The 24,133-nt window shown below is 67.1% G+C and carries 19 protein-coding genes; 12 read left to right on the top strand and 7 right to left on the bottom strand.

Features of this window, described 5'->3' with window-relative positions:
- Positions 1-7: 7 nt before the first annotated feature.
- Positions 8-841 carry a serine protein kinase RIO gene (locus tag CPH63_RS15870; protein ID WP_197704383.1) on the bottom strand — a complete coding sequence of 278 codons (834 nt, stop codon included), beginning with the start codon at positions 839-841 and terminating at the stop codon, positions 8-10.
- Positions 842-1,120: 279 nt separating this feature from the next.
- Between CPH63_RS15870 and CPH63_RS15865 the strand changes: the two genes are divergently transcribed.
- Together CPH63_RS15865 and CPH63_RS15860 are read left to right on the top strand one after the other, a co-directional pair.
- Entirely contained in the window at positions 1,121-2,929 is a 1,809-nt protein-coding gene (locus CPH63_RS15865) for a proline--tRNA ligase (RefSeq protein WP_197704382.1), read from the top strand.
- Positions 2,930-2,935: 6 nt separating this feature from the next.
- Entirely contained in the window at positions 2,936-3,613 is a 678-nt protein-coding gene (locus CPH63_RS15860; RefSeq protein ID WP_096303819.1) for a uracil-DNA glycosylase, read from the top strand.
- Positions 3,614-3,662: 49 nt separating this feature from the next.
- Here the strand turns inward: CPH63_RS15860 and CPH63_RS15855 are convergent, their stop codons facing one another.
- Positions 3,663-4,145: a GNAT family N-acetyltransferase gene (locus tag CPH63_RS15855; protein WP_096303818.1), complete on the bottom strand. Its 483-nt coding sequence runs from the start codon at positions 4,143-4,145 to the stop codon at positions 3,663-3,665.
- A gap of 212 nt (positions 4,146-4,357) precedes the next feature.
- Here CPH63_RS15855 and uvrA point away from each other — a divergent pair, with 212 nt between their 5' ends.
- The 10 genes from uvrA (at position 4,358) to secG (ending at position 16,988) form a co-directional block, all read left to right on the top strand.
- Positions 4,358-7,345, top strand: coding sequence for an excinuclease ABC subunit UvrA (gene uvrA / locus CPH63_RS15850; protein WP_096303817.1), 2,988 nt, complete (start codon positions 4,358-4,360; stop codon positions 7,343-7,345).
- Between the two features lie 44 nt (positions 7,346-7,389).
- Positions 7,390-8,472: an adenosine deaminase gene (locus CPH63_RS15845; RefSeq protein ID WP_096305199.1), complete on the top strand. Its 1,083-nt coding sequence runs from the start codon at positions 7,390-7,392 to the stop codon at positions 8,470-8,472.
- A gap of 10 nt (positions 8,473-8,482) precedes the next feature.
- A complete protein-coding gene (uvrC, locus tag CPH63_RS15840; RefSeq protein ID WP_096303816.1) occupies positions 8,483-10,477 on the top strand; it encodes an excinuclease ABC subunit UvrC in 1,995 nt (664 codons plus the stop codon).
- A gap of 47 nt (positions 10,478-10,524) precedes the next feature.
- Positions 10,525-11,445, top strand: a complete 921-nt coding sequence (gene rapZ, locus CPH63_RS15835; protein WP_371364987.1) for an RNase adapter RapZ — start codon at positions 10,525-10,527, stop codon at positions 11,443-11,445.
- A gap of 30 nt (positions 11,446-11,475) precedes the next feature.
- Positions 11,476-12,453, top strand: a complete 978-nt coding sequence (gene yvcK / locus CPH63_RS15830; RefSeq protein WP_197704381.1) for a uridine diphosphate-N-acetylglucosamine-binding protein YvcK — start codon at positions 11,476-11,478, stop codon at positions 12,451-12,453.
- 10 nt (positions 12,454-12,463) lie between these two features.
- The gene (whiA, locus tag CPH63_RS15825; protein ID WP_096303815.1) at positions 12,464-13,444 is read left to right on the top strand and encodes a DNA-binding protein WhiA; all 981 of its coding nucleotides are present in this window, start codon (positions 12,464-12,466) and stop codon (positions 13,442-13,444) included.
- A 113-nt stretch (positions 13,445-13,557) separates the two neighbouring features.
- Positions 13,558-14,562 carry a type I glyceraldehyde-3-phosphate dehydrogenase gene (gene gap / locus CPH63_RS15820; RefSeq protein WP_096303814.1) on the top strand — a complete coding sequence of 335 codons (1,005 nt, stop codon included), beginning with the start codon at positions 13,558-13,560 and terminating at the stop codon, positions 14,560-14,562.
- A 69-nt stretch (positions 14,563-14,631) separates the two neighbouring features.
- Positions 14,632-15,852 (top strand): phosphoglycerate kinase, encoded by a 1,221-nt coding sequence (gene pgk, locus CPH63_RS15815; RefSeq protein ID WP_096303813.1) that lies wholly within the window; start codon positions 14,632-14,634, stop codon positions 15,850-15,852.
- A complete protein-coding gene (gene tpiA / locus CPH63_RS15810) occupies positions 15,849-16,670 on the top strand; it encodes a triose-phosphate isomerase (RefSeq protein WP_241895687.1) in 822 nt (273 codons plus the stop codon). The genes pgk and tpiA overlap by 4 nt, the downstream gene beginning before the upstream one ends.
- Before the next feature lie 84 nt (positions 16,671-16,754).
- Entirely contained in the window at positions 16,755-16,988 is a 234-nt protein-coding gene (gene secG / locus CPH63_RS15805) for a preprotein translocase subunit SecG (RefSeq protein ID WP_091357545.1), read from the top strand.
- 73 nt (positions 16,989-17,061) lie between these two features.
- Here secG and pgl read toward each other — a convergent pair whose 3' ends face one another.
- From pgl to tkt, 5 genes are all read right to left on the bottom strand, one after another.
- Positions 17,062-17,817 carry a 6-phosphogluconolactonase gene (gene pgl / locus CPH63_RS22615; RefSeq protein WP_172892224.1) on the bottom strand — a complete coding sequence of 252 codons (756 nt, stop codon included), beginning with the start codon at positions 17,815-17,817 and terminating at the stop codon, positions 17,062-17,064.
- Between the two features lie 5 nt (positions 17,818-17,822).
- On the bottom strand, positions 17,823-18,806 hold the full coding sequence (locus tag CPH63_RS22610) for a glucose-6-phosphate dehydrogenase assembly protein OpcA (RefSeq protein ID WP_172892223.1): 984 nt from the start codon (positions 18,804-18,806) through the stop codon (positions 17,823-17,825).
- 58 nt (positions 18,807-18,864) lie between these two features.
- Positions 18,865-20,436 (bottom strand): glucose-6-phosphate dehydrogenase, encoded by a 1,572-nt coding sequence (gene zwf, locus CPH63_RS15795; protein WP_096305195.1) that lies wholly within the window; start codon positions 20,434-20,436, stop codon positions 18,865-18,867.
- A 211-nt stretch (positions 20,437-20,647) separates the two neighbouring features.
- Positions 20,648-21,754: a transaldolase gene (tal, locus tag CPH63_RS15790; protein ID WP_096303812.1), complete on the bottom strand. Its 1,107-nt coding sequence runs from the start codon at positions 21,752-21,754 to the stop codon at positions 20,648-20,650.
- Between the two features lie 66 nt (positions 21,755-21,820).
- Entirely contained in the window at positions 21,821-23,941 is a 2,121-nt protein-coding gene (gene tkt / locus CPH63_RS15785; protein ID WP_096303811.1) for a transketolase, read from the bottom strand.
- Positions 23,942-24,133 lie beyond the last annotated feature (192 nt).

The raw sequence follows: 24,133 nt of genomic DNA, 5'->3' as shown, positions 1-24,133 counted from the left end.
CCTGCGGCTACCAGCCGGCAACCGCCTCGGCCATCAGGTCGCCGAAGAGCAGGTCCGGGTCGGCGGCGTCGTAGCCGCGGGCTCGGAACCAGGTGCAGACGTTGACGCAATCGCGCTGCAGAAATTCATCGCCGCGTGGATTGGCCGCGATGTCGACGATCTGCGGCAGATCGATGATCCAGAGCTGGCCGTCCTGGACCAGCATGTTGTAGGCGGAGAGGTCGCCGTGCGCGTAGCCGGCCCGAGCCAACGTGTGCATCGCCTCGCGCGCCTGTTTGAAGAGGTCGGCCAGCTCGGCGCGGTCGGGACGGCACTGGGCCAGCCGCGGAGCAGCGACGCCGTCGGAGTTGCCGATGAACTCGAGCAGCAGTTCGGTGCCGTGCAGCTGGACCGGGTAGGGGACCGGCGCGCCCAATCGCCACAGTGCACTGAGCGCCCCGAACTCCGCGACGGCCCACTGCCCGGCGAGCAGTTCTCGGCCGAACTCGGTTCGCTGCGCCATGGCCCGGGTCTCGCGGCTGCGGCGGACGCGGCGCCCCTCGGTGTACCCCGCATCTCGATGAAACATCCGGTGTTCGGACGGGCGGAAGCGTTTCGCGGCCAGCAGTACCCCGTCCTCTCCGGGGCGGGCACGGTTGAGCAGGTGGACGTCGGCCTCCTTGCCGGTCTTGAGAACGCCCAGTTCGGTATCGACGGCGCTTAATTCGGTGACGACCCATCCCGGCCGGGGTCTGGGGCCGTGAGTGGCCACATCCCACGTCGAGTAGGAGATCGGTTCCATGGGGCGGTCGGAGAGCGACAGTGGGACGTCGGGGGGTGATTCTTCTGGATCGAGTTTCACTCGATGCTCCTTGGCTGAATGGCGGCTCCCGTGGCAACCGGTCTCTCAGCTCACGACGTCAGGCCGTGGTGGAGCGGACTACCTCAGGGAGTGAGGACGGAGGGGCAGGAGCCCAAGGCGACGCGCATTCGGGCCTCCTCTCGTCTCGTCAGTGCCGGCACGCATGCAGGAAGTTGAGTATCGCCAGCCGCAGTGGAAGCGCGCAACCGAATTTCATCGCCGGTCCGGGCCGCTGGCCGCGAATTCCGCTGTCGGCCGGCGGGGCGATAGCCTTGCCCCGTGCTGCGACTGTCGAAACTCTTCCTCCGGACCCTGCGTGACGACCCGGCCGACGCGGAGGTGCCGAGCCACAAGCTGCTGGTCCGGGCCGGTTACGTGCGTCGGGTCGCGCCGGGGATCTACTCCTGGCTGCCGCTCGGGCTGACCGTGCTGCGCAACGTCGAAGAGATCGTCCGCTCCGAGATGGTCGCCATGGGTGCGCAGGAGGTGCACTTCCCGGCGATGATTCCGCGGGAGACCTTCGAGGCGAGCGGTCGCTGGAACGACTACGGCGACTCCCTCTTCCGGCTCGTCGACCGCAAGGGCGCTGACTACCTGCTGGGGCCGACGCACGAGGAGCTCTTCACCCTGCTCGTGAAGGGGGAGTACGCCTCGTACAAGGACTACCCGGTGACGCTCTTCCAGATCCAGACGAAGTTCCGGGATGAGGCCCGCCCACGGGCGGGCATCCTGCGTGGACGCGAGTTCGTCATGAAGGACTCGTACTCCTTCGACCTGGACGATGACGGGCTTGCCGCCTCCTACCAGGCCCATCGCGACACCTACGAGAAGATCTTCACCCGCCTCGGTTTCGACTACCGCATCGTCTTTGCCGTCTCCGGAGCCATGGGCGGCTCGGCATCCGAGGAGTTCCTGGCTCCGACGCCCGCCGGTGAGGACACCTTCGTGCAGTGCACGGATTGTGACTATGCGGCCAACACCGAGGCGGTCGAGATCGCCGGGCCGCCGCCCCAGGACGGATCGGCGCAACCGCAGTCCCAGGTTCTCGACACTCCGGACACACCGACGATCGCGACCCTTGTCGAGCGGCTCAACAGCCTGGACCTCGGCCGATCCTTCGACGCGGCCGACACGCTCAAGAACGTCGTGCTGAAGACCCGGGCCCCGGGGCAGAAGGAGTGGGACCTGCTCGTGGTCGGCGTCCCCGGTGACCGGGAAGTCGACCTGAAGCGTCTCTCCGGACAGCTGGAGCCGGTCGAGGTGGAGCAGGCTTCGGCGGCCGATCTGGCCACCCAGCCGGGTCTGATCAAGGGTTACATCGGACCGCAGAACCTCTCCGAGTTGAAGGTGCGATACCTCGTCGATCCACTGGTCGTCGAGGGGAGCGCCTGGGTCACCGGCGCCAACGTCGCCGACCAGCACGCCGTCTTCGTCGTCCGCGGACGGGACTTCACCCCCGATGGCGAGATCGGCGCGGTTGAGATCCGCGACGGCGACCGATGTGCCCGCTGCGGGGGCACCCTGCAAATCGCTCGCGGAATCGAGCTCGGCCACGTCTTCCAACTCGGCCGGAAGTACGCCGAGGTCTTCGGGCTCTCCGCGCTCGGCGCCAACGGCAAGCCGAGCACCATCACGATGGGTTCCTACGGCGTCGGCATCACCCGAGCCGTCGCGGCGCTGGCCGAACAGACTCTTGACGAGAAGGGTCTCTGCTGGCCCCGCGAGGTCGCTCCGGCTGACGTGCACGTTGTGGCCGCGGGCAAGGACGACACGATCATCGCCGGCGCTGAACAGCTCGCCGAGGAGCTGGAAGCGGCTGGCCTACGAGTGCTGCTGGACGACCGCCGGGGCGTCTCGCCGGGCGTCAAGTTCAAGGATTCCGAGCTGCTCGGCGTTCCGACCATCCTCGTCGTCGGGCGGGGTCTGGTCGACGGCACCATCGAGTTGAAGGACCGGCGCAGCGACGAGCGGAGCGAGATCGCGCGGGACCAGGCTGTGGCTATCGTGTCGTCCATCGCGTCACCCACCGCAAAGCCGACTCCCAACCCCACTCCCAAGCCCGCTCCCCAGCCCACTCCCAAGGCATAGGTGCCGATGCCGGGGCGCCCCCTTGAGGAGGTAGTCGAAGCCGGATGGGCGGTGGCCTTGGCGCCGGTGGCCGCCGACATCAGCGCCATGGGCGACTTCCTGCGGGCGGAGGTGGCGGCCGGTCGCACTTACCTTCCCTCCGGCGGCAACGTCCTGCGCGCGTTCAGCCAGCCGTTCGCGGACGTGCGGGTGCTCATTGTCGGGCAGGACCCGTATCCGACGCCCGGGCACGCGGTGGGTCTCTCGTTTTCGGTCGCCCCGGAGGTCCGGCCTCTGCCGCGGAGCCTGCAGAACATCTACCGGGAGCTGAACTCCGACCTCGGTATCGCCCCGGCCGTCTCGGGTGATCTGTCCCCGTGGAGTGCGCAGGGGGTGTTGCTGTTGAACCGGGTCCTTACGGTCGCTCCCGGCAGCCCCGCCGCTCATCGCGGAAAAGGCTGGGAGCGGGTGACCGACCAGGCGATCCGGGCCCTCGTGGCCCGCGATGCCCCCCTGGTCGGGGTGCTCTGGGGGAGGGACGCGCAGACCCTCCGCCCCCTGCTCGGTCGAACTCCGGTGGTCGAGTCGGCCCACCCGAGCCCGATGTCGGCCGACCGCGGCTTCTTCGGCTCGCGCCCGTTCAGCCGGGTCAACGCGCTTCTGGAGCAGCAGGGCGCCGCGCCAGTCGACTGGAGTTTGGGCTAGCTCGACTCCGCGTCAGTGGGCGCCCGCTGTTCCTGGGTCGGGGCGACCCTCACCGCTTTGTGTGCCCCTCTTGGTGCTCGCCCCAGACGTAGCGCAGGTCTGGTGCGTGCTCTTCGTTGTCCGCTCCGTCCGTGCCGCGCACCATCCGAAACCCGTGCTGTTCGTAGAAGCGACGAGCCGGATGGTTGGAGACGAAAACCCAGAGGGCCAAGCCGCCCGGCCGCTGCTGGCGGGCCAGCTCGATCAGGGCCGAGCCGAGACCTCGGCCCTGATGCGCTGGGTCGACGAAGAGCCAGTCGAGTTGATCTCCGTCCAGCACCAGAAATCCGGCCAGCACACCATCGGCCTCGCGAATCCAGGTCTCCCGGCGAGCGATCTGGACCTCGGCGACGTGGGCCAACACCTCCGACGGCGGATGTAACCCTGGTGGAAAGGCGGCGCCCGCCGCCTCTCGCGAGCGCAGGTACAGATCGGCGACGGCGGTAGCGTCCTCCAGGGTGGCTCGGCGGAGCTTCTCTGGGAGTTGCGGCACGGGCGGAGCCTAACCGCAGACGTGGTCGGCGTCACTCGAAATTCGTTCGCTCCGGGAGATATTGACCGCACCCCGTCCCACGTTGTCAGTACGGCTCATTACCCTCAGAGAGGGCCGGAGAGTTCCCCGCTAGACCAACCTCGCTAGACCAACGTCGCTCGACCAACCTCGTCTGAGGTTGCCCCCAGATATCACCTCACCGAGAGAAGACTGTGGCTGATCAGCTGATTGTCCGTGGCGCCCGCGAGCACAACCTCAAGGATGTCAACCTGGAGCTACCGCGTGACGCGATGATCGTGTTCACCGGTCTCTCGGGTTCGGGTAAATCGAGCCTCGCCTTCGACACGATCTTCGCCGAAGGGCAGCGGCGCTACGTCGAGTCGCTCTCGGCCTACGCGCGCCAGTTCCTCGGGCAGATGGACAAACCAGACGTCGATTTCATCGAGGGGCTCTCGCCGGCGGTGTCGATCGATCAGAAGTCAACCAGTCGCAACCCGCGCTCCACCGTCGGCACCATCACCGAGGTGTACGACTACCTGCGCCTGCTCTACGCCCGCATCGGCAAGCCGCACTGCCCGGTCTGTGGTGAAGCCATCACCAAGCAGACCCCCCAACAGATCGTCGATCGCATTCTGGAGATGCCCGAAGGCACCCGGTTCCAGGTGCTGGCTCCGGTGATCCGGGAGCGCAAGGGGGAGTACCTCGACCTCTTCGGCGACCTGCAGACCAAGGGTTACGCCCGCGCGCGGGTCGACGGCGTGGTGCATCCGCTCACCGACTTCACCGCCGGCGGCACCGGTGCGGTCAAGCTGAAGAAGCAGGAGAAGCACACGATCGAGGCGGTCATCGACCGTCTCACCGCCCGGGCCAGCAGCAAGCAGCGCATCACCGACTCGATCGAGACGGCGCTCGGGCTGGCCGGCGGCCTGGTGATCCTCGACTTCGTCGACCTCCCCGAGGACGACGCGCATCGCGAACGTCGCTATTCCGAGCGGCTGGCCTGCCCGAACGATCACCCGCTGGCCATCGATGATCTGGAACCCCGCTCGTTCTCCTTCAACTCGCCGTTCGGGGCCTGCCCGGTGTGTACCGGCTTGGGAACGCGCAAGGAAGTCGATCCCGAACTCGTCGTCCCGGACCCGGAGAAGACGCTCAACGAAGGGGCGATCGCCGCCTGGACGAGCGGTCAGTCCAGCGAGTACTTCCTGCGTCTGATGCAGGGGGTGGCCGACGCCGAAGGCTTTGACCTCGACACGCCGTGGGAGAAGCTCCCCGCTCGGGGACGGAAGTCGATTCTCAATGGTACGACCAGCCAAGTGCACATCAGTTACAAGAACCGGTATGGGCGAGTTCGCAGCTACTACGCCGACTTCGAGGGTGTACTGCCCTGGATTGAGCGACGCCACGCCGAGACCGACAGTGAGGCTTCGCGGGAGCGCTACGAAGGATTCATGCGCGAAGTGCCCTGCCACGGCTGCGGTGGAACGCGGCTGAAGCCGGAGATTCTCGCCGTCACGCTGGCTGATCGATCGATCGCTGACATCGCGGCGATGTCGATCGGTGACGCGTCGGCCTTCCTCGACGCGATGCGCCTATCCGGCCGGGACTCGATGATCGCCGAACGGGTGTTGAAGGAGGTTCAGGCCCGTCTCGGATTCTTGGTCGACGTCGGCCTGGACTACCTCTCGCTGGATCGCGCCTCGGCCACCCTGGCCGGTGGCGAGGCGCAGCGCATCCGGCTCGCGACCCAGATCGGGTCGGGATTGGTGGGCGTGCTCTACGTCCTCGACGAGCCGTCGATCGGGCTGCATCAGCGCGACAACCGACGGCTCATCGAGACGCTGGTCCGCCTTCGCGACCTCGGTAACACGCTCATCGTGGTCGAGCACGACGAAGACACCATCCGCACCGCGGACTGGGTGGTCGACATCGGCCCGCGAGCCGGTGAACACGGTGGCCAGGTCGTCGTTTCGGGAACCGTGAAAGACCTTTTGAAATCGAAGGAATCCCTCACCGGTGCCTACCTCTCCGGCCGCCGGTCGGTCGAGATCCCGGCGATCCGGCGACCACGGGACAAGCGCCGGGAGCTCGTCGTCGAGGGGGCCCGCGAGCACAACCTGCACAACATCGACGTCGCCTTCCCACTCGGGCTCTTCGTGGCCATCACCGGGGTCAGTGGCTCGGGAAAGTCGACGCTCGTCAACGACATCCTCTACGCGTCGCTGGCCAACAAAATCAACGGCGCCCGCCTGCAGCCCGGGCGGCACAAGCGGGTCACCGGCATCGACCAGCTCGACAAGGTCGTCGGGGTCGACCAGTCGCCGATCGGTCGCACGCCACGCTCGAACCCGGCCACCTACACCGGAGTCTTCGACCATATTCGCAAGCTCTTCTCCGAGACGACCGAGGCGAAGGTCCGGGGTTACCAACAGGGCCGCTTCTCCTTCAACGTCAAGGGCGGCCGCTGCGAGAACTGCGCCGGCGACGGCACGATCAAGATCGAGATGAATTTCCTCCCGGACGTCTACGTCCCCTGCGAGGTGTGCCACGGTGCCCGGTACAACCGGGAGACGCTGGACGTCCACTACAAGGGGAAGACGATCTCCGAGGTGTTGGAGATGCCGATTGAAGAGGCGGCCGTCTTCTTCGCACCGATCAGCCGGATCAGCCGGCACCTCGACACTCTGGTCGATGTGGGACTTGGTTATGTCCGCCTGGGTCAGCCGGCGCCGACCCTCTCCGGTGGCGAGGCGCAGCGGGTGAAGCTGGCCGCGGAACTCCAGAAACGCTCCACCGGGCGCACGATCTATGTCCTCGACGAGCCGACCACCGGCCTGCACTTCGAGGACGTCAATAAATTGCTGGGTGTCCTGCAGTCGCTGGTCGAGAAGGGGAATTCCGTGTTGGTGATCGAACACAATCTCGATGTCATCAAGACGGCCGACTGGATCATCGACATGGGCCCGGAGGGCGGCGCCGGCGGTGGCACCGTGGTCGCTCAGGGCACACCGGAGGAGGTAGCCGGGGTCGCGGCGTCGCATACCGGGCGATACCTGGCTGAGATTCTGAATCCGGGTCAGGCTGGGTCGACCGCTCGTACCGCCAGCACCCGCCGCCCGGCGGCGCGCGCGGTGGCGGCCCGGAGTGAGTCGACGCGCCCCAAACCGACGACCACTCGCAAGGCAAAGGCGGCGGTGTAGGCGTGACACAGGAGCCCCAATTGGAGACCAGTCCATCCGGTCGCCTGTCGCCCGGCCCTGAGGGCGGGAGCGGCCTCGACCCGTACATCGCCGGCCTACCCAAGGCCGAGCTACACGTCCACCATGTCGGCTCGGCCTCGCCGCAGATCGTCGCCGAGCTCGCGGCCCGTCACGAGGGTTCGACGCCGGTGCCGGCCGACGAACAGTTGCTGGCCTCGTACTTCACCTTCACCGATTTTGCGCACTTCATCGAGGTGTACCTCTCGGTCGTCGACCTCATTCGTACCCCGGAGGACATCTGGACCCTCACCCACGGGGTCGCCCGCGATCTCGCCGCGCAGAGCGTCCGGTACGCCGAGCTGACGCTCACGCCGTATTCCTCGATTGCCCGGGGGATCGCCGCCCAGGACTACTGCGATGCGATCGAGGATGCTCGTGAGCGGGCAGCCCGAGACTTCGGTATCCAGCTGCGGTGGTCGTTCGACATCCCCGGGGAGGCCGGATTGCCGTCGGCGGACGTGACCCTCGATGTCGCGTTGCGTAATCGCCCGGCCGGGTTGATCAGTTTCGGCCTCGGCGGCCCGGAGATCGGCGTGCCGCGACCCCAGTTCGAGCCGTACTTCACCGCCGCCCGGGCCGCTGGGCTGCACAGCGTGCCGCACGCCGGCGAATCGACCGGGCCGGAGAGCATCTGGGACTCGTTGCGCTATCTGGGCGCCGAGCGAATCGGCCATGGCATCGCCGCGGCCGGCGACCCGGCGCTGATGGATTACCTCATCGAGCACGACATTCCGCTCGAGGTCTGCCCGACCTCCAACGTCTGTACCCGGTCGGTTCCCTCGCTGGCCGAGCACCCGCTACCGGCACTTGTGGCGGCCGGCGTTCCCGTCACCATCAACTCCGACGATCCTCCGATGTTCTCGACCACCCTCAACCAGGAGTATTCGGTGGCCGCGCAGCTGCTCGGACTGGATGCCGCCGGGGTGACGAATCTCGCCCGGGCGGCGGTGCGCTACTCGTTTCTGGATCAGCCGGGGCAGCAGTCACTGCTGAAGGAGATCGACCAGTACGAAGTAGACGCCGCAACCGACCGCAGATCCGATACCTCAGTCGGTGGCAGTAGCTAGGCTTGCGAGTGTGGCTGACCCTTCGACTTACCGACCGGCCACCGGCACCATTCCGGTGGAGCCTGGCGTCTACAAGTTCCGCGATGACCTGCACCGAGTCATCTATGTGGGAAAAGCGAAGAGCCTTCGCCAACGGCTGAACTCTTACTTCGCCGACCTCTCGGCCCTCCACCCGCGCACCCGGCAGATGGTGACGACGGCGGCCAGCGTCGAGTGGACGGTGGTGAGCACCGAGGTTGAGGCGCTGCAGCTCGAGTACACCTGGATCAAGCAGTACGACCCGAGGTTCAACGTCCGCTACCGCGACGACAAGTCCTACCCGTCGCTCGCCGTCACCCTGCATGAGGAGTATCCGCGCCTTCAGGTGATGCGGGGGCCGAAGCGCAAGGGTGTCCGTTACTTCGGCCCGTATTCCCACGCGTGGGCCATCCGCGAGACGCTGGACCTGCTGCTGCGGGTCTTTCCGGCTCGTACCTGCTCGGCCGGCGTCTTCCGGCGTGCGACCGCGGTCGGCCGCCCCTGCCTGCTCGGCTACATCGGAAAGTGCAGCGCACCCTGTGTCGGCCGGGTCTCGGCCGACGAACATCGCGAGATCGTCAACGATTTCTGTGACTTCATGGCCGGCCGCACCGAGTCGATGATGCGGCGGGTGGAGCGGAGCATGAACGAGGCTAGCGCCGAGCAGGAGTTCGAGCGGGCCGCCCGGCTACGCGACGATCTGAACGCCCTGCGAAGGGCCTTGGAGAAGCAGGCGGTGGTGCTCGGCGATGGCACCGACGCCGATGTGGTGGCGTTCGCCCAGGACGAGCTCGAGGCCGCGGTACAGGTGTTCCACGTGCGCGGCGGCCGGGTTCGCGGCCAGCGCGGTTGGGTCATCGACAAGGTCTCGGCAATTGACGAGGCGGTGACCACCGCTGACCTCGTGGAACAGTTCATCACGCAGTTCTACGGCGACGACGCCGACGGGGCCGACGGGGCCGGGATCCCCCGTGAAGTGCTGGTGCCTGAGGTCCCAGATGACGTTGACGCCCTCACCGAATGGCTCAGCGAGCGACGCGGCAGCCGGGTCTCGCTCCGGGTGCCGCAGCGTGGTGACAAGCGTGCGCTGATGCAGACCGTCGAGCGGAACGCCGCCCAGTCGTTCACGCAGCACAAGCTCAAGCGGGCCTCCGACCTGAGCGCCCGATCGCTCGCGTTGGCGGAACTGCAGGAGGCGCTGGATCTGCCCGATGCGCCGCTGCGTATCGAGTGTTTCGACATCAGCCACGTTCAAGGCAGCGACGTGGTGGCCAGCATGGTCGTCTTCGAAGACGGTCTGGCCCGTCGCAGTGAATACCGGCGGTTCGCGATGCGCACCGGCACCGGCGACACCGACTGGATCGCCGAGGTGACTCGCCGCCGCTTCGCCCGCTACCTCGACGAGCAGGTCGCCCCCGACCCGTCGGCCGACGGCAACGAGACACCCGACGCGATCGGGATCGACCCGGTCACGGGCCGTCCCCGGAAGTTCGCCTACGCACCGAACCTTCTAGTCGTGGATGGCGGCGCACCGCAGGTCGCCGCCGCCCAGGCCGTGCTCGACGACCTCGGTATCGACGACATCGCCCTCGTCGGCCTGGCCAAACGACTGGAGGAGGTGTGGGTACCCAACGAGGCTTATCCCCTTATCCTCCCGCGCACTTCTGAGGGGCTGTACCTCCTGCAGCGGGTGCGCGACGAGGCGCACCGGTTCGCGATCACCTACCACCGGCAGAAGCGTTCGAAGTCGATGACCGTCTCCGCTCTGGACGGCATCGCCGGATTGGGGGAGACACGCCGAAAGGCACTCCTGACCCACTTCGGATCGTTGCGAAAGCTCCGCGCCGCCGATGCGGCCGAGATCAGTCAGGTCCCGGGAATCGGGCCTCAGACGGCCGAGGCCGTGGTCGCCTCGCTAGCCCGAACGGCCATCGATCGTCAACCGGCGATCAACGTAACCACCGGTGAAGTGCTGGATAGCGAATAATCACCGCTGTGACCCCCACTAGTGACACCGATACGCCGCAGGATCAGCTGGACGACCAACCCGACGATGCCCCCGAGGAGGAACCTCACGACCGCGGTGCGCTGGAGACAGTGGTCGTCACCGGGCTGAGCGGCGCCGGACGTAGCACCGCAGCGAAGTGCCTGGAGGACCTGGGCTACTTCGTCGTCGACAACCTTCCGCCGGAGTTGGTCGCGACGATGGTGGAGCTGGGAAGTCGTACGCAGGGCGCGGTCACCCGGATCGCAGTCGTGATGGACGTGCGCTCACGGGCCTTCTCCTCCGATCTACGCGGTGTCATCATCGACCTGGCCAACCGCGGGCTGCGGCCCCGGGTGCTCTTCCTCGACGCCCGCGACGAGGTGTTGGTTCGCCGGTTCGAAAGTAATAGGCGTGCCCATCCGCTGCAGGGCGACGGGCGTCTGAGCGAGGGGATCCGGGCCGAGCGGCAGATTCTCGAGGGGCTCAAGGGCGAGGCCGATCTGGTGTTGGACACCAGCGATCGTTCGGTGCACGAGTTGCGTCGGGCCATCGAGCGGGCCTTCGCCAGCGGCGGCGATCTGGACGGGGTTCCCGCGCTGCGAGCCACCGTCGTCTCCTTCGGTTTCAAGTACGGGCTGCCGGTCGATGCCGACCTGGTGGTCGACGTGAGATTTCTCCCCAATCCGTTCTGGATTCCCGAGCTTCGCGAACTGACCGGCCAGGACACCGAGGTCCGCGACTACGTCCTTGCCCAGGAGGGCGCGACGGACTTTATCGACCGGTACAGCGCGATTCTCGAGATCATCGGTGCCGGTTACCGGCGGGAGGGCAAGCACTACCTGACGCTCGCCGTCGGCTGCACCGGCGGGAAGCACCGCTCTGTAGTGATGGCCCAGCAGTTCGCCGATCGACTGCACGACCTGGGCGTGCGGGCGACGGTCGTGAATCGGGACCTCGGCCGTGAATAGAGAAATCACGACTGGGCCGGCGAGCGATCGATGACCCAACGCCAAATCAAGGCGGTCGCGCTGGGCGGCGGACACGGCCTGCACGCGACGCTCAGCGCTCTGCGGCATCTGACCGAGGACGTCACCGCGATCGTGACCGTCGCTGACGACGGCGGCTCGTCGGGGCGTATCCGGCGCGAGCTGGGGATTCTTCCCCCAGGTGACCTGCGAATGGCCCTGGTTGCCCTGGCCAACCGCCGGGAGGGCGACCCTGACTGGACCGAACTGCTGCAGCATCGGCTCGGGGGCGACGGAGCCCTGGCCGGACATCCGGTGGGGAATCTGATCCTCTCCGGCCTCTTCGAGAAGTCCGGGGATTCCGTCGTCGCGTTGGCGCAGGTCGCGTCGATGGTTTCGGCCACCGGTCGGGTCCTACCGATGAGTCCGGTACCGCTGGATCTGGTCGCGGTGGTTGATCGCTTCGACCCCTCGGACCCATTGCGGACCCGCAAGATTCGTGGGCAGTCCTCGATCGCGGCCACTCCGGGCCGCGTCCGCAGCATCCAGTTGCTGCCTCCCGGCGCCCCGGCCTGCGCTCCGGCGGTCGACGCCGTGCGCACGGCCGATGTCGTCGTGCTCGGCCCCGGATCATGGTTCACCAGCGTGATCCCGCATCTTTTGCTGCGTGAACTCGGCGACGCACTCGCCCGCACTGAAGCGATCGTGATCGTCGCGGTGAATCTGGTTCCGCAAGCCGGCGAGACCGACGGGTTCTCACCCGAGGAGCTACTGCGAACGCTCTACGAGCATCACGACAATCTTCGCATCGACGCCGTCGTCGCCGATCGCAATTCAGTATTGGATCCGGCCGCGCTGGTTGCGTTTTCAACTAGAACCGGTTCTGATCTCGTAATGTCAGACATCGCGGCAAACGAAAACGGTGCCGAACACGATCCAAAGCGTCTGGGTGAGGCCTATCGTGAGGCCATCAACGCAGTAACGTCTAGACGCGAAAGTGACGATCAGTGAGGAACGACGAATGGCGATGACCGCAGCGGTCAAGGATGAGCTGAGTCGCGTCACAGTTGCCAAGACCACCTCCCGCAAGGCGGAGATCGCCACGATGCTTCGTTTCGCCGGTGCCCTCCATCTCATCGGCGGGCACATCGTCATCGAGGCCGAACTGGACACCGGCTCGGTGGCCCGACGGTTACGCAAGGAGATCGCGGAGATCTTCGGGCACGGTTCGGAGGTGCAGATCGTCGCCGGAGGCGGGCTGCGTAAGGGCAGCCGTTACCTCGTCCGGGTCACCAAGGACGGCGAGGGATTGGCTCGTCAATCGGGCCTGGTCGATCTGCGTGGCCGTCCGGTCCGCGGGCTTCCCCATCACGTGGTCTCCGGCGGCATCGGGGACGCCGAGGCGGCCTGGCGCGGTGCGTTCCTGGCCCACGGATCACTGACCGAGCCCGGACGCGCCTCCTCGCTTGAGATCACCTGCCCCTCCACCGAGGCCGCACTCGCCCTCGTCGGCATCGGCCGTCGCCTGGGTGTCTCCGCGAAGGCGCGTGAGGTTCGCGGATACGACCGAGTCGTGGTCCGCGACGGCGACACGATCAGTGCGCTGCTCACCCGCATCGGCGCCCACGAGAGTGTGCTGGCCTGGGAGGAGCGGCGCCTACGTCGCGAAGTGCGGGCGACCGCGAACCGGCTGGCCAACTTCGACGACGCCAACCTGCGTCGCTCCGCCCGCGCCGCGGTCGCCGCCGGCGCCCGGGTTGATCGGGCGATGCAGATACTGGCCGACGACGCGCCGGAACACCTGCTGCAAGCCGGACGGCTGCGCTTGGAGCACAAGCAGGCTTCACTGGAGGAACTCGGCGCGCTATCCGATCCGCCGATGACCAAGGATGCCGTTGCCGGTCGGATCCGCCGCCTGCTCGCGATGGCTGACAAACGGGCCAGCGACCTCGGCATCCCGGACACCGAATCCGCCGTCACCCCGGAGATGCTCGGACCTTGACCGGCGAGTAACCACGCGGTGGGCTGGATGCTCCCTAGGTTCGATAGGCTATGCGCAAACCGGACCGTCCTGAGTCCGGCTAGGAACGACTCGCATCTAGGGGAGCAAAAACTGTGACAGTACGTGTGGGCATCAACGGTTTCGGCCGTATCGGACGCAACTTCTTCCGTGCCGCTCGCGCGGCTGGAGCTGACATCGAGATCGTGGCGGTCAACGATCTCACCGACGTCGCCACGCTGGCTCACCTGCTCAAGTACGACACGATCCTTGGGCGTCTCGACGCCGAAGTGACCACCACTGCGGACGAGATCATCGTCGGCGGCAAGGCCATCAAGGTCTTCGCCGAGCGTGACCCCGCCGCACTGCCGTGGGCATCCGTCGGCGCCGATGTGGTGATCGAGTCGACCGGCATCTTCACCGACGCCAACAAGGCCCGGGTGCACGTCGAGGGTGGGGCCAAGAAGGTCATCATCTCGGCGCCGGCCAGCAACGAAGACGTGACGATCGTGATGGGCGTCAACCACGAGGACTACGACCCGGCCGCTCACACGATCATCTCCAACGCCTCGTGCACCACGAACTGCCTGGGCCCGCTGGCCAAGGTCCTGGACGACGCCTTCGGCATCGAGCAGGGTCTGATGACCACGATTCACGCCTACACGCAGGACCAAAACCTGCAGGACGCCCCGCACAAGGACCTGCGCCGCGCCCGCGCCGCCGCGATCAACATCGTCCCGACCTCCACCGGCGCCGCGAAGGCCATCGGCCTCGTCCTGCCGAATCTCAAGGGAAAGCTCGACGGCTACGCGCTGCGCGTTCCGGTCCCGACCGGCTCGGCGACCGACCTCACCGTCACCGTCCGCTCCACGCCGACGGTGGCCGAGATCAAGGCCGCCTACAAGGCCGCGGCCGATGGCCCCTTCAAGGGTTACCTCACCTACACCGAGGACCCGATCGTCTCCTCCGACATCGTGACCGACCCGTCGTCGTGCATCTTCGACGCGGAGCTGACCAAGGTCATCGGCAACCAGGTCAAGGTGGTCGGCTGGTACGACAACGAGTGGGGCTACTCCAACCGGCTGGTCGACCTCACGACCCTCGTCGGGTCCTCGCTCTAGCACCTGCGACGATCTCGTCATTCTCCGACCAGCTCGCCACAGCGTCTCCGACTAGAAAGTCGATATATCTTGCGCACGCTCGATGATCTACTCGCCGACGGTGTCGCCGGTCGACGGGTTCTGGTTCGATCCGACCTCAACGTCCCGCTGAGCAAGGACGAACCACCCGTCGTGACCGACGACGGCCGTATCCGGGCCTCCCTTCCGGTCCTCACCGCGTTGCTCGACGCCGGGGCCAGAGTGCTGGTGACCGCGCATCTAGGGCGTCCCAAGGGGGCCCCGGAGGAGAAGTACTCACTCCGCCCGGTGGCCGACCGGTTGGCTCAGCTGCTCGGACGCCCGGTGAAGTTCGCCCTCGACACGGTGGGGGAGAGTGCCCGGCTGATGGCCGATGATCTCGCCGACGGTGAACTGCTGCTGCTCGAGAACGTCCGCTTCAACGCGGGTGAGACGAGCAAGGACGACGCTGATCGGGCTGAGTTCGCCCGTGCCCTGGCCACCCTCACCGACGGCGAGGGCGAGGACGCGCCGCAGGGTGCTTACGTCGACGACGCCTTCGGCGCGGTGCACCGCAAGCACGCGTCGGTGTATGACATCGCCACAATGCTGCCGGCGTTCTGCGGCAACCTGGTCCGCGATGAGCTGGTCGTGCTGCGGCGTCTCACCGAAGAGCCGGCCCGCCCGTACGTCGTCGTCCTCGGCGGAAGCAAGGTAAGTGACAAGCTGGCGGTGATCCAGTCGCTGCTCCCCAAGGTCGACAAGCTTCTCGTCGGCGGCGGCATGTGCTTCACCTTCCTCGCGGCGCAGGGCTACGAGGTCGGCAAGTCGCTGCTGGAGGCCGACCAGATCGAGACCTGCCGGCAATTGCTGGCTGACAGTGGCGACAAGATCCTGCTCCCGAGCGACATCGTGGTGGCCGACGCCTTCGCGGCGGACGCGAACATCCAGACGGTGGACGCGGGCCAGATTCCGGCCGACACCCTCGGTCTGGACATCGGCCCGAAGTCCGTGGCCACCTTCGCTGCGGCGCTGACCGACGCCCAGACGGTCTTCTGGAACGGGCCGATGGGTGTCTTCGAGCTGGCCCCCTTCGCCGCCGGCACCAAGGGAGTTGCCGAGGCGGTCTCGGCCGCACCGGGTCTCACGGTGGTCGGCGGTGGCGATTCCGCCGCCGCGGTCCGCGCCCTCGGCCTGGACGAGACGGCCTTCGGGCACATCTCGACCGGCGGTGGCGCTTCGCTGGAGTTCCTTGAGGGGAAGGCACTTCCCGGCGTCGAGGTGCTCGCGTGAGCACCAAGGTCGCGGCCCGTACGCCGTTCATCGCCGGCAACTGGAAGATGAACCTGAATCACCTCGAGGCCATCGCCCTCGTGCAGAAGCTGGCCTTCAGCCTCAGCGAAGACCAGCTCAAAGCAGTCGACGTGATCGTGCTGCCACCGTTCGTCGACATCCGCAGTGTGCAGACGCTGATCGACGGTGATCGGCTGCTCATCAAGCACGGCGCGCAGGATCTCTCACCGGTTGACTCCGGGGCGTACACCGGTGACATTGCCGGCCCGATGCTGAGCAAGCTGGGCTGCGGATATGTGACCGTCGGCCACAGCGAGCGGCGTGAATACCACGCCGAGACCGACGCCGTGGTGAACAGCAAGGTGAAGGCAGCGCTGCGCAACTCACTGGTCCCGATCCTCTGCGTGGGTGAGCCGCTGGAGGTTCGTGACGACGAGACCCACATCTCGCACTGCACCAGCCAGTTGGCCGCCGCGCTGGACGGCATCGACGCCGAAGCCGCCGCCGGCATTGTGATCGCCTACGAGCCGATCTGGGCGATCGGGACCGGACGGGTCGCGAGCCCGGCCGACGCCCAGGAGGTCTGCGCCGCGCTCCGGATCGAGCTGGCCCGGCTGTACTCGAAGGAGGTCGCCGCCGGGGTCAGAGTTCTCTACGGCGGGTCGGTGAAGGCGGCCAACGCGGCCGAGATCCTCGCTCAGGTCGACGTCGACGGGGCCCTGGTCGGGGGCGCGAGCATCGACGCCGATGAGTTCGCTGCCATCTGCATCGCGGCCGGTCAGCCCGCTCCCGCAGCCGCGCCGACGGCTGCTGGGTAGGGTTCTCTGCGGTTCGCCAGGTAGGCTAGCCCTGCTCCGCTGCTAAATCTCCGTCAGCACATCTGTTAAGGCCGGTTCTTCACCATGATTTTTGCCCTCTCCCTGCTGCTCATCGCCACCAGCCTGGTGCTGATCGTGCTGATCCTGATGCACCGAGGCCAGGGCGGCGGCCTCTCGTCGATGTTCGGGGGCTCGTTCTACTCCAACGTCTCCGGCTCCTCGGTGCTGCAGCGCAACCTCGACCGGATCACCGTGATCCTGGGGATCGTCTGGGCCATCACCATCATCGGCCTGGGTCTGCTCTACAAGAACCTCTGACCGACCGGGTTCTCGATCGGCAGCTCGCCGCCCGCGAACCGGGCGGGGAGCCAGCCGCGGCGAGTGGCGAGAGCTAGTGAGTGAGCCCGGACGCCGCGGCCTCGTCGAGTAGCCACAGCGTGTGTACCCGTCCGCGGGCTCCGGCCGACGGGATCTGAGCCCGGTCGGCCCCACCCAGCGCGGCCTTGACGGCGTCGGCCTTGCCCGCGCCGGCCACGATCACCCACATCTCGTTGGCCGCGCCGAGCCCGCGAAAGGTCAGCGAAGTGCGTGTCGGCGGCGGCTTGGGGGAGTCGTGCACCGCGATGACGGCGGGCTCCGTCTCATAGACCCCGGGCGCACCCGGGAAGAGGGAGGCGCAGTGTCCGTCCGGTCCGACGCCGAGGAGCACCACGTCGAAGCGGGGAACGTCCTCCCCGTCCGATGCCGCGGCGGCCAGTTCTCCGGCGTAGGCCGCGACCCCGGCCGCCACATCTTCGCCCCACGGGCCGTCTGTGGATGGCATGCGATGGATGTTCGGCTCGGCGAGAGGGACATGGCTGAAGAACTTCGCGAAGGCGACTTTGTCGTTGCGGTCGTCGGAGTCCGAGGCCACGAAGCGCTCGTCACCCCACCAGAGGGCGACCCGACTCCAGTCGACGCTGTCGCGCTCGGGTGAACTCTGCATCTCGGAGAGCACGTTCTCCAGAATCGACCCACCGGTGACGACCAGATGGGCCAGTGGGCGTGCATCCTGGGCCGCGGCCAGCGCGGCCAGCGTACGCGCGGCGGTACTGCGGGCCAGGGCCTCGGCCGAGGCTTCGATCACGGTTTCGGGATCGGCGGCCATCGCAGTCAGCCCACGCTCGCCGGCGGGTCGGCCATCGCCGGGTCGCTCCAGATGTGGACGCGGTGGCGCGGTCGCTGCTGCAGGCCACTGACGCCACAGACCGCACCCAGCGCCTCAGCGAAGACATGGTCCTCATCGAGACGGCGCAGCTCCTCGGCCAGCAACTCACCGAGTGAGCGCTCGGCGAACGGGGCGATCGACTCTGGCTGGTTGTCGCGGCGCAGCACCAGGCGGGAACCGTCCAGCAGCGCGTTGATCGAGGTGCCGGCGCTGAGTTGAATGCTGACCTTGCTGATAGCCCGACCGGCCACCTTGCGCACCGGAACGTAGAAGCCCAGACGCGATGAGAGCCAGCCGGCCAGCAGCAGAGTCGACGGATCGCAGTCGTCGCCCTCCACCGTGGCGGCTACGGCGGTGTCGTCGGTGCCGTCGAAGGCCGACGCCAGGGCCGCCCGCCAGCCGGTGACGCGGGTCCAGGCCAGATCGGTGTCACCGGGCGCGAAGTCGCTGGCCCGCTGGCGCAGGGCGGCGACCCGGTCATCGGCTCGCGACACGTCGGTGATGCGGCGGTCGGCGAAGACACCCAGCGGATCGTAGGAGATCCGGTCCGGCGGGGCCCCGAACCACCAGGTGACGACGGGTGCGTCCGGGGCCAGCAGCGGCAGGGTCACTGACTCGGCGTGCAGCGCCAGGCGACCGTACATACGCATCACGACGGCCTCGCCCGGGCCGAGACGTCCACCCATCAACACCTCGGCGTCCAGCCGCGGGACGGGCGCCTCGATCTGTCGGCGGATCACCAATAGCATCCGCATCGGGTGCTTGCTCGCGGCGATCGTCACGGCGGCCTCCACCTCGGCGACGTCCGCCTCGTCGACCACGATGACCAGCGTCAGCGCGTTTCCGCTGGTCACCGCGCCGCCGTTGCGGCGCTCGGCAGCCAGAGCCTTGATGATCGCGGTGCCAGTCGTGTCCCAGAGTGTCGTCACCGGGTGCTCCTGTCGTTACAAGCCTGCTTGCGGGTTGCCACGTTGTCGGATGCGGCGATCACGGTCGCCGCCAGGCCCGGCCGTCACGGGCCAGCATCTCGTCCGCCTCTTTAGGGCCCCATTCGCCGGCCCGGTAGAGGCACGGCTGCTGGCCTTCCCAGAACGCCTCCAGCGGGTCGATGACCCGCCAGGATGCCTCAACCTCGGAGTTGCGGGGGAAGAGCGTGGCATCCCCGATCAGCACGTCGAGGATGAGTCGCTCGTAGGCCTCGGGGGAGGACTCGGTGAACGCCTCGCCGTAGAGGAAGTCCATCGCCACATCCCGGACCTCCATCGCGCTACCCGGCACCTTGGAGCCGAATTTCAGCGTCAGTCCCTCGTCGGGCTGGACCCGCACGACGAGCTGGTTGTGCCCCAGCTCCTGCGTGTCGGTGCGGCTGAACGGAAGGTGTGGGGCCTTCTTGAACATGATCGCGATCTCGGTGACCCGTCGCGGCAGACGCTTGCCGGTGCGCAGGTAGAACGGCACCCCGGCCCAGCGGCGTGTCTCGATGCCCAGACGGACCGCCGCATAGGACTCGGTCTTCGAGTCGGCCGGGACGTCCTTCTCAGCCCGGTAGGCGAGCACTCGCTCACCGGCCAGCCAGCCCTGGTCGTACTGACCACGGATGGCGTAGGACTCCAGGTCGGCCGGCAACGAGATCGCCCGGAGAACCTTTATCTTCTCGATCTGAATCGACTCCGGCGAGAACTCCACCGGCTCCTCGATGGCGAAGAGGGCCAGGAGCTGCAGCAGGTGGTTCTGCAGCACGTCGCGGGCGGCGCCGGTGGCGTCGTAGAAACCGGCCCGGCCGGCGATGCCGACATCCTCGGCCATCGTGATCTGCACCGAATCGACGTAGTTGGAGTTCCAGATCGGTTCGAAGAGCTGGTTGGCGAAGCGGAGGGCCAGGATGTTCTGGACCGTCTCCTTGCCGAGGTAGTGGTCGATGCGGAAGACGTCCTCGGCCGTGAAGACGTCGTCCACCAGCTTGTTCAGTTCGAGGGCGCTCTCCAGGTTGTGACCGAACGGCTTCTCGACGACGACCCGGCGCCAGCCGCCGTTGAGCTCGTTGCTGGCCATGCCGGTGCGCTCCATCTGCTTGAGCACGATCGGGAACATGCTCGGCGGGATGGAGAGGTAGAAGGCGGCGTTGCCCCTGATGCCGTGCGTGGCACAGAGGTCATCGAGGGTCTCCTTCAGCGTGTCGAAGGCCTCGTCGTCGTCGAAGGCGCCGGGCACGAAGCGGATGTTGTTGCAGACCCGGCTCCACACCTCCTCACTCCACGGGGTGCGGGCGTGCTCCTGGGCCGACTTGCGGGCCAGGCTCTCGAAGTCTCCGTCGCCCCAGTCACGCCGGGCGAAGCCGAGCAGGACGAAGTCGGTCGGGAGGAGTCCACGGTTGGCCAGGTCGTAGATCGCCGGCAGCAGCTTCTTGCGGGAGAGGTCACCGGTGACGCCGAAGACCACCAACGCGCACGGCTCGGGGACCCGAGGCAGGCGACGGTCAGTGGCATCGCGCAGCGGATTGCCGTGGGCCGTACGGCCGGGCAGCTGCGTCGGTGGTGTCGCCGCCGGAGCCTCCGGAATTGCTACCCCAGCGGCTGAACTTGGTTCGCTCACCAAATCTCCTAGTACGGATCGGTCGGGATCTGTCGGTCGCGCCCTGCGAAGCCCGTCGGGTTTGCGCCCGAACGGACATTCCCAGGTGGATGTTGCCGCTGTGTTGCCGACGGTGGGCCGGCATCGACCAGCGGGTGATTTGAGCTGGGCCAGCCGTCGAACTGGCCCTGCCGTTGAACTATGCCCCAGCGTCGAGCGCGGCCTGCACACCGTCGAGCAGCTGCTTCCAGGCGTCCTCGAACTTCTGGACGCCCTCGACCTCCAGCAGGTTGACGACGTCGTCGTAATCGATGCCGGCGGCCGCCAGATCGGCCAGCACCTTGGCCGCCGAGTCGTACTCGCCGGTGATGGTGTCGCCACCGATGACGCCGTGATCGGCGACCGCGTGCAGGGTGGCCTCCGGCATGGTGTTCACCGTCTCCGGAGCGACCAGGTCGGTCACGTACATCGTGTCGGAGTAGTTCGGGTCCTTGACGCCGGTCGAGGCCCAGAGCGGGCGCTGCTTGTTGGCACCGTCCTGCGCGAGCGCCTTCCAGCGGTCGGTGGAGAAGACCGCTTCGAAGCGCTGGTAGGCCAGCCGGGCGTTGGCGACGGCAGCCTGGCCGCGCAGCGCCTGCGCCTGCGGAGTGCCGATCTTCTCGAGCCGGGCGTCGATCTCGGTGTCGACCCGGGAGACGAAGAAGGAGGCGACCGAGTGAATGGTGGAGAGGTCGACCCCGTTGGCCTTGGCCTTCTCCAGGCCGTCGATGTACGCCGCCATGACGGCGTCGTAGCGCTCCAGCGAGAAGATCAGGGTCACGTTCACGCTGATGCCCTGCGAAGTGGCCTCAGTGATAGCCGGCAGGCCGGCCCTGGTGGCCGGGATCTTGATCATCAGGTTGGGACGATCCACCAGCCACCAGAGTGCGCTCGCCTCGGCGGACGTCTTCTCCGTGTCGTTGGCCAGCCGCGGATCGACCTCGAGTGAGACACGTCCGTCCTGGCCACCACTGGCGTCGTAGACCGGGCGCATCACGTCACAGCCCCAACGGATGTCGTAGGCGGTGATGAAGCGAACGGCCTCCTCCAGCGACACGCCGCGAACGGCCAGATCCTTCACCTGACCGTCGTAGGCATCGCCCTGCGAGAGCGCCTTCTGGAAGATAGTCGGGTTGCTGGTGACGCCGACGACGTGGTTGTCGTCGATGAGCTGCTTGAGGTTGCCGGTCTTGAGTCGATCGCGACTGATGTCGTCGAGCCAGATCGATACGCCTGCCGCGGAGAGATCCGCCAGTGCGTCTGTCATGTGAACTCCTAAGGGTGTTCGGTCTTCGGCGAGAGCTGTGGAAGCCGGTTGGGGGATGGGGATGGGTCAGTTTCCGGTGGTGGTGCCGGTGATGTCGCCGGCGCGCTCGAGCGCGGCGTGGGCCGCGGCGACGATGCGGTCGGGGGTGAAGCCGAACTGCTCGAAGAGCACCGGCGCGGCGGCACTGGCCCCGAAGTGGTCGATGCTGACAATCTCGCCACCGTCACGGACGAGCTCGCGCCAGCCCTGCGAGATGCCGGCCTCGACACTGACCCGGGCCCGGATGTCGGGCGGCAGCACCAGCTGGCGGTAGGACGCCTGCTGCTCGTTGAACCATTCGATACACGGCATCGAGACGACCCGGGTCGGGAAGCCGTCGGCCTCCAGCCGGGTACGGGCCTCCAGAGCCAGCGACACCTCGGAGCCGGTGGCGATCAGGATGACCTTGGCCATTCCCTCGGAGGCTTCCTCCAGGATGTAGCCACCCTTGCTGGCGTTGGCCACCTTCGCCGCGTCCAGCACTGGCAGGGCCTGTCGGCTCAGGGCCAGGGCGTGCGGACGGTCGTTCTTCTCCAGGATGGTCTTCCAGACCACGACCGTCTCGTTCGGATCAGCCGGGCGAACCACGTCCAGCCCGGGAATGGCCCGCAGCGCAGCCAGGTGCTCGATCGGCTGATGCGTCGGGCCATCCTCGCCGAGACCGATCGAATCGTGCGTCCAGACGTAGATCGTCGGCAGCTTCATCAGCGCGGCCAAGCGGACCGGCGGGCGCATGTAGTCGCTGAAGACGAGGAAGGTGCCGCCGTAGACGCGGGTGCCCCCGTGCAGCGTGATGCCGTTCATGATTGAACCCATCGCGTGCTCGCGGATACCGAAGTGCAGCGTCCGCCCGTAGGGGCCGCCCGTCCACTCCTTGGTCTGGTGGACGGCCGGGATGAAACTCGGCTCGCCGGTCATCGTGGTGTTGTTGCTCTCGGCCAGGTCAGCCGACCCGCCCCAGAGTTCCGGGAGGACTGGAGCGAGGCTGTCGAGCACCTTCCCCGACGCCGCACGCGTGGCGATGGCATTCGGCTTACCGTCCTTCTCTGTCGGGAAGGACGGCAGCGCGCTGTCCCAGCCGGCCGGGAAGGTGCGGGAGACCAGGCGGTCAAAGAGTGCCTTGCGCTCCGGGTTGGCCGCGGCCCAGGCGTCGAACTTGGGCTGCCACTCGGCCTGGGCCTCCCGGCCGCGCTGAACGGCCAGCCGGGTGTGCTCGAGAACCTCGGCCGACACGGGGAAGTCGACATCGGGGTTGAATCCGAGGATCTCCTTGGTGGCTTTGATCTCGTCCACGCCGAGCGCTGAGCCGTGGGCCTTGCCGGTGTTCTGCTTGGTCGGGGCCGGCCAGCCGATGATCGTCTGCACCGCGATGATCGACGGGCGGACCGTCTCGGCCTTGGCCTTGGCGATCGCCTTCTCCAGGGCGGTGACGTCTTCACCGGAGTCGACCCGCTGGACGTGCCACCCATAGGCCTCGTAGCGCTTGAGGACGTCCTCGGAGAACGCGATGTTGGTGTCGTCCTCGATCGAGATGTGGTTGTCGTCGTAGAAGAGGATCAGATTGCCGAGTTGCTGATGCCCGGCCAGGCTGGAGGCCTCGCTCGAGATGCCTTCTTCCAGGCAGCCATCGCCGGCGATGACGTAGATGAAGTGGTCGAAGATCGACTGACCGGCCTCGGCGTCCGGGTCGAGGAGGCCGCGCTCGCGGCGGGCCGCCATCGCCATGCCGACCGCGTTGCCCACACCCTGTCCGAGCGGGCCGGTGGTGGTCTCGACACCCAACGTGTGCCCGTGCTCCGGGTGGCCCGGGGTCAACGAACCCCAGGTACGCAGTGCCTTGATGTCGTCGATCTCCAGCCCGTAGCCGGCCAGGAACAGCTGGCAGTACAGCGTCAGCGACGAGTGGCCGTTGGAGAGGATGAAGCGGTCACGCGCGACCCAGTTGGGATCCGACGGACTGTGCGTGAGAACCTTCTGGAAAAGCAGGTACGCGAGGGGGGCCAGGCTCATCGCCGTCCCGGGGTGACCATTGCCAACCTTCTGCACCGCGTCCGCCGCGAGCAATCGCGCGGTGTCGACGGATTTCGTGTCGAGTTCGCTCCACCAGTTGGGGTGTGCGACGACAACTTCAGATGACGAATCAGACAACGCAACCGCTCCATATATCCCGGCGCAGGTGCGCCTCAGTTATGTCAGACCGGCAAAATGGGGGGACCGGTCTCTCACCAACAGAGTAGTCCGTAGCTGGAGAGCATCCTGCAACCGGTTACAGACTGTTTGCCCAACATTCGCTATCAGCGCACCGGGGGCGTCTCGGCCGGTCGTCCGGGACGGCCGACG

It is taken from the genome of Jatrophihabitans sp. GAS493, from assembly GCF_900230215.1.
Taxonomy (GTDB): domain Bacteria; phylum Actinomycetota; class Actinomycetes; order Mycobacteriales; family Jatrophihabitantaceae; genus MT45.
Note: the sequence above shows the minus strand (reverse complement) of the source record. Positions and strands in the feature narration are given on the sequence as shown.